Annotated in this window: 10 protein-coding genes and 1 pseudogene; 9 read left to right on the top strand and 2 right to left on the bottom strand. The window is 69.8% G+C overall.

Annotation, left to right across the window (positions count from 1 at the left end; all coding sequences use genetic code 11):
• Window positions 1-6: 6 nt before the first annotated feature.
• From MKK65_RS03635 to MKK65_RS03660, 6 genes are all read left to right on the top strand, one after another.
• Window positions 7-318, top strand: coding sequence for a hypothetical protein (locus MKK65_RS03635; RefSeq protein WP_243955376.1), 312 nt, complete (start codon window positions 7-9; stop codon window positions 316-318).
• A 30-nt stretch (window positions 319-348) separates the two neighbouring features.
• Window positions 349-1,521, top strand: coding sequence for a chromosome partitioning protein ParA (locus MKK65_RS03640; protein ID WP_243955378.1), 1,173 nt, complete (start codon window positions 349-351; stop codon window positions 1,519-1,521).
• Between the two features lie 11 nt (window positions 1,522-1,532).
• Window positions 1,533-1,922 (top strand): hypothetical protein, encoded by a 390-nt coding sequence (locus MKK65_RS03645; RefSeq protein ID WP_243955380.1) that lies wholly within the window; start codon window positions 1,533-1,535, stop codon window positions 1,920-1,922.
• A 5-nt stretch (window positions 1,923-1,927) separates the two neighbouring features.
• Entirely contained in the window at window positions 1,928-2,308 is a 381-nt protein-coding gene (locus MKK65_RS03650) for a hypothetical protein (protein ID WP_243955382.1), read from the top strand.
• A 93-nt stretch (window positions 2,309-2,401) separates the two neighbouring features.
• Window positions 2,402-3,247: a transglutaminase-like domain-containing protein gene (locus MKK65_RS03655; RefSeq protein ID WP_243955384.1), complete on the top strand. Its 846-nt coding sequence runs from the start codon at window positions 2,402-2,404 to the stop codon at window positions 3,245-3,247.
• A gap of 122 nt (window positions 3,248-3,369) precedes the next feature.
• Entirely contained in the window at window positions 3,370-3,561 is a 192-nt protein-coding gene (locus MKK65_RS03660; RefSeq protein WP_243955386.1) for a hypothetical protein, read from the top strand.
• A gap of 79 nt (window positions 3,562-3,640) precedes the next feature.
• On the opposite strand, the pseudogene MKK65_RS03665 reads toward MKK65_RS03660, so the two are convergent.
• Window positions 3,641-4,054: pseudogene (locus MKK65_RS03665) on the bottom strand (DUF1236 domain-containing protein).
• Between the two features lie 251 nt (window positions 4,055-4,305).
• Here MKK65_RS03665 and MKK65_RS03670 point away from each other — a divergent pair.
• Together MKK65_RS03670 and MKK65_RS03675 are read left to right on the top strand one after the other, a co-directional pair.
• On the top strand, window positions 4,306-6,969 hold the full coding sequence (locus tag MKK65_RS03670; protein ID WP_243955388.1) for an MHYT domain-containing protein: 2,664 nt from the start codon (window positions 4,306-4,308) through the stop codon (window positions 6,967-6,969).
• Between the two features lie 114 nt (window positions 6,970-7,083).
• Window positions 7,084-8,910, top strand: a complete 1,827-nt coding sequence (locus MKK65_RS03675; RefSeq protein ID WP_243955389.1) for a cation:proton antiporter — start codon at window positions 7,084-7,086, stop codon at window positions 8,908-8,910.
• 90 nt (window positions 8,911-9,000) lie between these two features.
• On the opposite strand, the gene MKK65_RS03680 is transcribed toward MKK65_RS03675, so the two are convergent.
• Window positions 9,001-10,509, bottom strand: coding sequence for a carbohydrate porin (locus MKK65_RS03680; protein ID WP_243955391.1), 1,509 nt, complete (start codon window positions 10,507-10,509; stop codon window positions 9,001-9,003).
• 210 nt (window positions 10,510-10,719) lie between these two features.
• On the opposite strand from MKK65_RS03680, the gene MKK65_RS03685 reads away from it, so the two are divergent.
• Window positions 10,720-11,432: CorA family divalent cation transporter (locus tag MKK65_RS03685; protein WP_313902020.1), on the top strand; the 713-nt coding region annotated here is incomplete at its 3' end.

The raw sequence follows: 11,432 nt of genomic DNA on the forward strand, positions 1-11,432 counted from the left end.
CCGCCGATGCCGACCATGCGAACGCAGATCCATGCCAGTGGCAACGACGACCGGTGGTTCCTCTGCCAGGGTGACGATGCGCCTGACGTGTTCGTGTTCCACGATCCGAACGAACCATCAGGTGGGGCTCCGTCCCGGATCGAACTTGCCGTCTTCCTCGCTTCCGGTAACGGATCGCCCGAGCACCGCGCGCTGCTGACGATGATTGGCTCGCTGGTCGAGGCGGGACATGCGGGCTCGGCCCCGGCCGTTCGCGGTCCCGAACCCGGAGCCGCCGGCGCCGAACCGACCCCGGGCGAGTCTGCCTCCTCGATCTGACCCCAAACCCTTCAAGCCCGCGAGACCGCAATGGCTATCGACTATCGCTCGGAACTGCGCCGACCCCTCCCGTTCAGCCTCGCCGTCATCGCCGCGGTGCTGCTTCTCTGGCTGGTCGTAGCCTCTATCGCCGACGCCAGGCAACGCGGCGCCAGGGACCACCGCATCGGCGAGTTGGAGAGCCAGCGGACAGCCCTGCAGACGGACCTCGACCAGCAACGGTCGACTGCCGGCACTTTGGCCGCGCTCCAGGCCAGGATCGCCACGGCCCAGCAACAGGACCGGGACGCGACCCAGGCCGGCGAGCAGGCGAAGGTCAAGGCGACGAACCTCGCCAGCGAGCAGAAGACGGCGGAGGGCAAGGCGGCCGACGCTAAGTCGGCGTCCGATACGGAGGCCAGGAAGCTTGCTGACCTGCAGGGGCAGGTCACCCAGGCCGAACAGAAGCTCGCGCCGATGAAGGAGGCCACCACCGCGGCCGAGCAGGCAGCGGCGGCCCGGACGAAGGAGCTTGCCGACGTCGGGCGTCGGCTGGAGGAGACGCGCCAGCAGGAGGCCAAGCTGCGGGCGGACATCGCCGCGATGTCCCAGGAGGCGACTGCCAAGACTGCCGATCTCGCCAAGGCCGAGGAGAGCCAGCAGAAGGCCCGCGATGGTTCGGCCGCGGCGCAAAAAGAACTTTCCGAAGCCCGGACCGCGTCGGAGCAGGCCGGGAAGCAACGGGACGACCTGGCGCAGGCCATCGCCGGCCTGAACGCCAGTAGGGACAAGCTGACCGCCGAGATCGCCCAGGTCGGGCAGCAACTGCAGCAGGCCAAGGATGGGCTGGCGTCGACCCAGGCCGATCTGGCCACCGCCGAGTCTGAGAGGGACCGGGTGATCTCCGAACGTGGGCAGGCCGAGCAGACCATCCAGAAGCTAACGACCGACCGCAACGCCGTGACCTCGGCGGTGGAGGCGCTCCGGAAGCAGCAGGCCGACGCCCAGGCGCAGCTCGCGACGTTGACCGAGACGCTCGCCGGCCGCAACAAGGAGATGGCCACCCTCGACGACCGCCTCGGGACGACCCGGCAGGAACTCTCGGCGGCGCAGGCTCAGCTCGCCGATGTGCGTCAGCGGCTTTCGGATCAGCCCCCGCCGACGACCGTGCCCCCCGCTCCGTCCCAGCCGCCGGCGCCGGCCGCCGCACCTAGGGCGAACTGAACCGCATCCGTATGACGGTATCCATCCTGGTCCTCACCACTCTTGCGGCGGTCGTGCTCGCGGTCGTGCATGTCGTGACGCCGTCCTTGCGGTTCCTGGACGGCTCGCCCAGGAGCGTCTGGCTGTCGGCGGCCGGCGGGGTCGCGGTGGCCTACGTCTTCGTGCACTTCCTGCCCGAATTGGCCAGCGGCGAGGCCAGCGTCGGCCGCATGGCCGGCGGCACGCTCGGGGGCTTCTCGGAGCGGCATGTCTACCTGATCGCGCTCGGCGGCCTGATGGCCTTCTACGGGCTGGATAGGCTGGCCAAGGTCGACCGCTCGCGCCGTGCCGGCATCCCAGTCACCGACGCCCGGGGTTCCGCCCCGACGGCCGACGTCGGCACCGGGGCCGGGGTGTTCTGATCCACATGGGGTCCTTCGGCCTCTACAACGCGCTCGTCGGCTACCTCCTCCTGCATCGCGAGACGACGGGCGTCGCCTCCCTGGCGTTCTTCACCGTGGCGATGTCCCTGCATTTCGTGGTCACCGACTACGGCTTGAACGACGACCACAAGGCGGCATACCGCAGGACCGGACGTTGGGTCCTGGTCGCCGCCGTCGTCGCGGGGTTCCTCGTCGGCGCGGTGACGGTGGTGTCGGACGCGGCCATCGCCGCACTGACGGCCTTCCTCGGCGGCGGCGTGATCCTGAACGTCCTCAAGGACGAGGTGCCGAGCGAGCGGCAGAGCCGATTCTGGGCCTTCGCGCTCGGGGCCGTCGGGTACGCCGCGTTGCTGCTCACGCTTTGAGCCGGTCTTCCCCGGGCTGGGCACGACCCATGCAGGCATCGTTGGACACCGCCGAACCGAAGATGCGGCGAACTCCCAACCACGGGGACGAACATGAGGATCAGGGCCGGATACACCATCGGCTACGACACGTTCGGGCCGACCCCACTGATCTACCAGCTCAACGTTCACCCCTCTCGCACCCACGACCTGCTGACCTCTGACACGATGCGGGTCGACCCGCCGGTGCCGACGCGGACCTACACGGACGGGTTCGGCAACACCTGCGTGCGGCTGCTCGCGCCGGGCGGCCGCGTCACGGTCTCGGCCGACTTCCTGATCGCCGACAACGGCGAGCCCGACGCCTACGTACCCGACGCCCGGCAGCTCGCCGTCCAGGACCTACCGGACGACGTGCTTGTCTACCTGCTGGGCTCGCGCTACTGCGACACCGACAAGCTCGCCGGCACGGCCTGGTCGCTGTTCGGCAGCGCCCCCGAGGGCTGGGGACGGGTGCAGGCCATCGTCACCTGGGCGCACGAGCGCATCCGGTTCGACTACCAACTCGCCGACGCCACCCGCTCGGCCTTCGACGGGTACCACCAGCGGGTCGGCGTCTGCCGGGACTTTGCCCACCTCGCCGTCACCATGTGCCGGTGCATGAACATCCCGGCGCGGTACTGCACCGGCTACCTCGGCGACATCGGCGTGCCCGTGGACCCCAACCCGATGGACTTCTCGGCGTGGTTCGAGGTCTACCTCGACGGCCCGCAGGGTCCTCGCTGGTACACGTTCGACGCTCGGCACGACGCCCGTCGGATCGGGCGGGTCGTCATCGCCCGCGGTCGCGACGCCACCGACGTCGCCATCTCGACGAGCTTCGGCACGGCGCTGCTCGCCCAGTTCGACGTCCACACCCTGGAGGTCGCCGACGACTTCGTGCTGCAGCCCCGGGGCTGACGTTCCCATGCCGCCGGATCGCGATACGGCCTTGGGTTCGCGCGGCATTCCGGGGCGGGCAAGCCTCGGCGGACAGGCCCCTCATCCCGTGCTATGGGACGGTTCGTTCGGAGAGGCGATCCATGACCGACACGAACGCGACCCGAGCCATCGACGTCGAGGCATCCCTCGCTCGCTGGCACCTGACCCTCGCCAGGCTCGCGGACAACGACAACGAGCCGCGGGGCATGCGGGCCGGGGCCATGGCCACGATGCTGGGCCTGCCGCTCGCCTCGACGTTTGCCGTCGCAGCCTGCCTTCGGTTCCTACTCTAGGACGTTTGCGCGGGTCACGCCGTCGGCGTTGATCGGCAGCGACCCAGGCACCTCGGCCCGGGTCGCCCCCTCGCGTGGCTCAGTCGATGATCTCGACGATGCGGCCGCTGCCGCGCTCGACCAGCACGGTGTGGCCGTTGACGACCGTGTAGCGGCTGCCGCGGGCGCCGTACTCTTCCGGGACGTCGTAGTAATTCACGCCCGCCGACGGCAGCACCGTGCCGATCCGGACGTCGCCGTCGTAGGCGTAGGAGGCGCGGCGCTCGCCGCAGACGTAGGTGCGGAAGCGCGGGCGGTCGTCGACGCCGAGGATGCCGTTGACGGTGCCGGTCGCCGCGCCGATGGCGCCCCCGACGATGGCCCCGATGGGACCGCCGGCCGCGCGCCCGTCGTCGGCACCTTCCTGCGCGCCGCGCACGAGACCCTGCGCCTAGGCGACGGCCGGGAGCGCGAGGGCAAGGGCCGCCGCAGCGAGAATGGACTTGGTGTTCATGGAATCCCCCGATGCCAATCGCGGCCGGTGGATGCCGGCGCATACAATTGGTTCGATGCCGGGACGTATGTCCCGACCGCCTCGGGATACGGGCTACGATGCCGGCGGATTTGCGTCCGGATGGCCGCGGGACCATCGAATGTGCCGATCACCGTCGAGGTTGATCGACCGTTTCCTTCACGAATGGGCGATTGCCGCGATACCACTGTGTTTTCGTGCCATGGCTCCGTGGGAACGCACCCGGAATTCCCATGGTCCATACCGGCTACGACCCTGCCCTCGTCGCGCTTTCCATCGCCGTCGCGGTGTTCGCGTCCTACACCGCGCTCGACCTCGGTGGCCGCGTCCGCGGGGCCGCGGCCCGCCTGCGCTGGGCATGGGTCGCGGCGGCCTCGCTGGCGATGGGCGGCGGCATCTGGGCGATGCACTTCGTCGGCATGCTCGCCTTCGAGATGGGCATGCCCGCCGCCTACGACCCCGGGATCACCGTGGCCTCGCTGCTGCTCGCCATAGCCGCCACCGGCGCCGCGTTCGCCTGGGTCAGCCGTGAAGGGGCGGGACAGCGCGACGTCCTGGTCGGCGGCCCCCTGATGGGTTTCGGCGTGGCCGGGATGCACTACACCGGCATGGCCGCGATGCGGGTGCCCGGCAACCTTGCCTACAGCCTGCCCATCGTCGCGGTGTCCGTCGCCATCGCGGTGACGGCCGCGACCGCCGCGCTATGGCTGACCTTCCGGCAAAACAGCGTCTGGCAGAAGCTCGCCGCGGCCGCGGTCATGGGTCTGGCGGTCGCCGGGATGCACTACACCGGCATGGCAGCGGCGACCTTGACCGCCGAGGACGCCGGGGCACACGCCGCTCACGCCGTCGGCGTCGGCATCGGTCAGCAACACCTTGCGCTCTCGGTGGCGGGGGCGACCTTCATGATCCTGTTCGCGGCCATCGTCGCCGCCTCCTTCGATCAGCAGCGGGTCCAGCGGCACCTCCATGCCAGCGAGGGCCGCTTCCGGGCCGCCGCCGAGGCGGTCGGCGACATCATTTGGACCGCCGACGCGCGGGGCGCGATGGTGGGCTCGCAACCGTACTGGCAGGCCTATACCGGGCAGTCGGAGGCCGAGTGCCAGGGGGTGGGATGGGCCGGGGCCGTGCACCCCGACGACGTCGAGCCGACCAAGGATGCCTGGCGTGAAGCCGTCGCCGCGGACCGGGGCTATGAGCTCCGGCACCGCGTTCGGAACCGGCACGGCGAATACCGCCTGTTCGCGGTCAAGGGGCGTCCGGTGCGCAACCCGGACGGGACGATCCGCGAGTGGGTCGGAGTCCATGCCGACATCACCGAACGCGAGGCGTTCGAAACGACGCTGAAGGAGGCTCGGGATGCGGCCGAGGAGCACAGCCGGGCCAAGAGCCGCTTCCTGGCCAACATGAGCCACGAGTTGCGTACGCCGCTGTCCGCGGTGATCGGCTACTCGGAGATGTTGGAGGAGGAGGCGGAGGAGCTCGGCCAGGACAGCCTCCTGAAGGACCTCGGCAAGATCAAGTCGAACGCCCAGCACCTGCTCGGGCTGATCAACGACGTGCTCGACCTGTCCAAGGTCGAGACCGAGAAGATGGAACTCTACCCCGAGGACATCGACGTCGCCGCCTTCGTCACGGACGCGGCCGGGACGGTGGAGGCGCTGGTCGCCAAGAAGGGTAACGTCCTTGCCCTGGACGTCGCCGATAACGTCGGCCAGGCGCGCACTGACGCGACCAAGCTGCGCCAGTGCGTATTCAACCTGCTCTCGAACGCGGCCAAGTTCACCGAGGGCGGCACCATCACGTTAAGTGCCACCCGCGAGGTCGACGTGGAGAGCGATTGGCTCCGGTTCACGGTGCGGGACACCGGCATCGGCATGAGCCCCGAGCAGGTCGGGCGCTTGTTCGAGCGGTTCACCCAGGCCGACGAGAGCACCACACGCAACTATGGCGGGACCGGTCTCGGGCTCGCACTGAGCCGCGCTTTCGCCCAGCTTCTCGGTGGCGACATCACGGTCGACAGCGTCGAGGGCGAAGGAACGAGCTTCACCCTGCGCGTCCCAGCCGTGGCACCAGAGCGGGCCGTTGAGGCGGCACTGGCGGTTCCCGAGAACCAAGTGACGGTGGGCGACCTCGTGCTGGTCATCGACGACGAGACCAACCAACGCGAGCTGATGACCCGGTTCCTCGAACGCCAACGCTTTGCCGTGTGCACGGCCGGCGACGGACGTACAGGCCTCGACCTCGCCAAGTCGCTCAAGCCACGCGCGATCCTACTCGACGTGATGATGCCGGAGATGGACGGCTGGTCGGTGCTGGCCACCCTGAAGGCCGATCCGGAGACCGCCGCTATCCCCGTGGTCATGGTGAGCTTCGTCGCCGACGCGGCGCTGAGTGCCTCGCTCGGGGCGGTCGAGGCGGTACCCAAGCCGGTGGACTGGACGCGGCTCCGCACGATCCTCGACCAGTTCCGGGCGGCCGACGGCGACGTGCTTGTGGTCGACGACGATGCCGACATGCGCCATCGCCTCCGGACGGTGCTGGAGCGCAACGGCTGGAGCGTGCGCGAGGCCGGGAATGGCTGCGAGGCGCTCGACCAGGTCCGGCACGGCGTGCCACGCCTCGTGCTGCTCGATCTAACCATGCCGGTCATGGACGGGTTCTCGTTTCTCAACCGGCTCCGGGACCTGCCCGGCTGCGCCGAGGTCCCAGTAGTGGTACTGAGTGCCCGGGACATTACGGCGGTGGAACGCGAGCGCCTGTCCGAGGCCGACCAAATCCTGCGCAAGGGCGACACCAGCCTGCAAGATATCGCCACCGAGCTGCGCAAGCTCGACAACCGTCAGACGGACGCCGGGGATGCGACCCCGACGGGGGCCTTGGCGGGAATCCCATAGGCTCCAACCCGTAGTAGGGCATGTGATCCGACCCGCACGACGGCGGAGGTGCCGATCCCTCGGCCGGTAACAAATCGGACGGTCGCGACGACAGGTTTGCCCGGAGGGGGATGGATGGAACACGGTTTGGCGACGGCCGTCCTCTGCATCGTGGGCGGTGGCATCGCCGCCCAGGTACTCGCAGCGCGCCTGCGCATCCCCGCCATCGTGCTGCTGCTCGCGCTTGGGTTCCTTGTTGGACCCGTGCTCGGCTTGCTGCACCCGTCCCGCGAATTCGGGGAGAACTTGCGCCCCTTGATCGGCTTGGCGGTGGCCATCGTGGTGTTCGAGGGTGGCCTCGCGCTCGACTTCCGCGAACTCAGGGCCTCCGGCGAGGGCGTTCTCCGGCTGACCGCCTTCGCGCTGCCGGTCAACTTCGTCCTGGGTACCCTTGCCGCGCACCTCATCGGCGGGATGATGTGGGGCCCCGCCTCGGTGTTCGGTGCTATCCTCGTCGTCACCGGACCGACCGTGATCCTGCCGCTGCTGCGCCACGCCCGGCTGGAACGACGGTCCGCCGCCTTCCTGAAGTGGGAGGCCATCGTCAACGACCCGATCGGGGCCATCCTCACGGCGGTCGTCATCGAGATCCTGGTGGGCGTGCCGCACGGCGCCGGCGAGACCCCGGCAGTCGCCCTAATGCTCCACCTCGCCGAGGGCGTGCTAGTGGCGGGCGGCCTCGGCGTTGGCTTTGCCCTCTGGGTAGCCTGGGCGTTCCGGCAGGATCTCGTCCCGGAGACGCTGAAGACGCCGGTGCTACTCGCGTTCGCGCTCGTCGCCTACGTCGTCCCGAACCTTCTCATGCACGAGGCCGGGCTGATCGGCGCGACCGTGTTCGGGATCGCGCTGGCCAACCGCCACGTGCCGGGGTTGAGCGAACTACGGCGGTTCAAGGAGGCGCTTGTCGTTCTGCTAGTGTCGTGCCTGTTCGTCGTGTTGACCGCCGACCTCGACCTCGGCGTCCTCGGTAAGCTGTCCCTGCCTATTCTAGGTCTCACGGCCGCCATCCTGTTCGCGGTCCGCCCGGCCGCCATCTGGCTCGCGACACTGGACAGCGACCTGTCGCGGCGGGAGCGACTGTTCGTGGGCTGGATCGGCCCCCGCGGCATCGTCGCGGCCGCCGTCGCTGGCTTGGCCGGCCCCCGCCTCAGCGAGGCGGGCTACGCAGGCGGCGACCTGATTCAGCCCACCGTGTTTGCGGTCATCGTGGCCACGGTCATCCTTCACGGCTTCTCGCTGGGACCGCTGGCCCGGCGACTGGGCTTGTCCACCGCGGCCGAGACCCAACGGCTCGCCGTCGTCGGAGCATCCCCATGGGCGAGCGACATGGTCATCGCCCTGCATCGCGCGAACGTGCCTGTGGTGCTGATCGACACCTATCCTGGTGCGCTCCAGGCCGCCCGTGACGCGGGGGTGCCAACGCTGCAGGCCGAGCTCCTGTCGCGGCATGCCGAGGAAGGTCTCGCCGATCACCCCCCAGACCATCTGCTCGCCGCGACCCGGGACGAGCTCTACAACGCGCTGGTGTGCACAAGGCTTGCCCCCGAGATCGGCCGCGAGCGGGTCTACCAACTCGCGCCGTCGTCGGACCACCTCCTGCATGCGGACACGGGCGTCAGCCGGGATACCCGCGGCAAGGTTCTCGGCGACGGCAAGATCGACTTTGATGCCCTGGCCGGGCGGCACGAGGCCGGCTGGCGATTCGAAGTCGCCCCCGCGAACGCGGAGGCGCAAACCGACGCGGTCGCCCTGCTGATCATCAAGACGGACGGGGCGGTCGAACTCCTCTCGGTCGACAACGAGCGTGCGTCCCCCGACGAGGGCGACCGCATGCTTGCCTTCGCCGCGCCGAATTTTCCTTGGCTCGACAAGGCGGAAGAACCGTCTCCGATGCACGCCTGACGAGCGCTATCCGCACGGCGTTCATGCCTGAAGGGTTCGCTCTTGGGTTGATTGGCGATTTTCGATGGCCCGCATGAAGTCGAACCTCGCTCAGTAGGTCAGCGTCGCCCGCATGCCGACGACCGTGGCGTTTTTGATCCGCCGCCCGAGCGCGTCGCGGGGGTCGGGGATATTGCCGCCCGGATGGAAAACGTACTGCAGGTTCGGCTGCACCGTCACACCCGGCGCGAGGACCGCTTGGTACGTGGCCTCGACCAGCGCCTCGAACCGCCGCCGGGGCATCGCGATGCCCGACTCCAGGATGGTGTCACGGTCGAAGCCCCGGGCCGACGGCGAGATGCGCGCGTACGACACCGCCACGCCCGCCGTATCGTTCGACCGCCCAGACAGCAGCCCACGGTAGCCGATGCCGGCGTCGAGGTAGAGGTCGATCAGGTTGCGGTCGCCCGGCGACGTCACCGCCCGCACGAATGCGCTGGCGCCCTGCCCGGCGTCGTCCCGCTCGCGGTACACGGTCTGGTCGATGATCGCGTACAGCCCATCGTTGCCCCTGAACCTGTGGGCGACCCCGCTGGTCGAGGGGTCGGCGAGCGAGCGACCGGTATCGTCGACCCGAAGCGAATCGAACCGGCCGAAATGGTGCCAGCCCCCGAGCGTCACCGTCCCGGGCTCGTCCAGGACCTGCCCGGACCCGCCCCGTTCCTCGAAGTTGTACGCGTAGGCGACCTCGGCGATGAGGAACGCCGGGTCGGACAGCCTGAAGTTCGTGCCGGTGCGGTCGCGCCGTTGCGGGTCCGGGTCGTTCCACGCCCGCGCCGGACCGGCCGGGTCGCCGTCGAACAGACCGACCTGGAACGAGAGGTTCGGTGTCGGGAGGTACTTGACCCGTATCGCCGGGGCGCCGAACGGGTAGGCTGGGCCGCCGCTCGGCAGGTTGGTGCCGGCGATGGTCGGCCAGCCGAACGTCGAGTTGATGAACAGCGTGGCGGTCTGGCTCACGAGGAACTCGGTGTCGGCCGCCACCTGCCCGAGCTTGACCGCCAGTTGCCCGTCGAGGACCTGCTGCTCGACCCACAGCTCGTACAAGCGGGTGGACGGCAGCGCCTCCAGTTCGCTGACCACGGCGAGGTCGTTGACAGCGGCCCGGGACAGCCCGGCGCCGTTGATCTGGTAGGCCTCGACCCGGAACGCGGCGCCGTGCCAGCCGGCGAGGCGGTCGAGGTCGGCGTCGAGCTGCATGTCGAGCCGCCCGAGGACCGTCGCGGTCCGGCGTGTGCCGCCGCTGGTGTCGCCGAGGATGTCGGCGATGGCGTTGAAGCTGAGGACGACGCCGCGGTCGGACAGGAAGCGGCGCAAACCGGTCGGATCGGCCGCGTCACCGAGCACGGACTGGATCGAGGTCGTAGCCACCGCCGACGGCTTGCCCGACACCTCGGGCTGGGCGACCGAGGTGCGCGGGTCGCCGCCGGCGCCGGTGTTCGCGGACTGGGCGACCGCGGCGATGGGTGCGAGGCACAAGGACAGGGCGAGGGCGACACGGGACGCTCGCGCGTTCCTGGCGTGCCACCGCCGCGCGGGTTCGGCCGAAGGGCTGGACATCTTGCCCGCCGTTCGGAAGCGACGCGTCGCTTCGATGTCCGGTCGGATGCCCATGCCGCTCGTCGGTCGCCCTCGATTCGGCTACGAGCCGCACCATACGGGCTCAGTGCCACCGCTCAAAACGTCCGGGCGCCAATTCGGTTTTGTCAGCGCGCGGCCATCAGACAGGGCATCGATTGTACCCCTCCCATGAACCGATTGGATCGACCGGTGAAAGCCTCCACCGAAACGAAGGATACACTGGGATCGACACGGCAGGGCGAGCCGCTCTGGGCCATGGCGTTCGACGCGGACGGGCGGGGGCGGTCCGTCCCGGTGGCGGAGGCGGCGGCCTACCTCGACGCGTTCGGCGGCGGGTTCCTGTGGATGCACTACAACTTGGACGCAGCCGATCTCGCGAAGCCGGCGGCTGAAGGCAGGTTCGGTCCCACCCGGCTCGCCACCGCCGTGTTCGCGCCCGACGAGCACCAGCGCGTCACGGTCGAAGCCGACCACGTCGGGGGCGTCGTCGCGGACATCGCACGCCCGGGCGCGAAACCGGCCCCGGCGGGCAGACTCCATTTCGTCATGGGACCGCGCAGCCTCGTCAGCGGGCGCCGCGGACCGGCGGAGAGCCCGGACGCGACCCGTGCCGCAGTCGAGGGCGGCGATACCGTCGCCTCGCCGACCTTGCTTCTTGAGACCCTCGTCGGGCACGCCGTCTCGGCGATGGCCACCACCGGGCGGAGGCTCTGCGACGCCCTCCACGGGATGGAGGACCACATCCTCGACGGACGGCCCCGCGACGACCGCCGCCGGCGCGGGCCGGGCCGCCGCAACGCGGTGCGCCTGCACCGCCAGCTCATCGGCCTCGCCGCCGTATTCCTCCGGCCGGAGGCTTACGGGGCGACGGCAGACGTTCCCGGACCCGCCGTCGCGGCCGG

Origin of the sequence: Methylobacterium sp. J-001, from assembly GCF_022829565.1 — a bacterium.
Lineage (GTDB): Bacteria > Pseudomonadota > Alphaproteobacteria > Rhizobiales > Beijerinckiaceae > Methylobacterium.

Excerpts from the sequence above, each read along its gene's own strand:
- MKK65_RS03660 (WP_243955386.1), top strand. The coding sequence starts at position 3,370 with ATGACCGACACGAACGCGACCCGAGCCATCGACGTCGAGGCATCCCTC.
- MKK65_RS03680 (WP_243955391.1), bottom strand. The coding sequence starts at position 10,509 with ATGTCCAGCCCTTCGGCCGAACCCGCGCGGCGGTGGCACGCCAGGAAC.
- MKK65_RS03635 (WP_243955376.1), top strand. The coding sequence starts at position 7 with ATGCCGACCATGCGAACGCAGATCCATGCCAGTGGCAACGACGACCGG.
- MKK65_RS03655 (WP_243955384.1), top strand. The coding sequence starts at position 2,402 with ATGAGGATCAGGGCCGGATACACCATCGGCTACGACACGTTCGGGCCG.
- MKK65_RS03650 (WP_243955382.1), top strand. The coding sequence starts at position 1,928 with ATGGGGTCCTTCGGCCTCTACAACGCGCTCGTCGGCTACCTCCTCCTG.
- MKK65_RS03645 (WP_243955380.1), top strand. The coding sequence starts at position 1,533 with ATGACGGTATCCATCCTGGTCCTCACCACTCTTGCGGCGGTCGTGCTC.
- MKK65_RS03640 (WP_243955378.1), top strand. The coding sequence starts at position 349 with ATGGCTATCGACTATCGCTCGGAACTGCGCCGACCCCTCCCGTTCAGC.
- MKK65_RS03675 (WP_243955389.1), top strand. The coding sequence starts at position 7,084 with ATGGAACACGGTTTGGCGACGGCCGTCCTCTGCATCGTGGGCGGTGGC.
- MKK65_RS03670 (WP_243955388.1), top strand. The coding sequence starts at position 4,306 with ATGGTCCATACCGGCTACGACCCTGCCCTCGTCGCGCTTTCCATCGCC.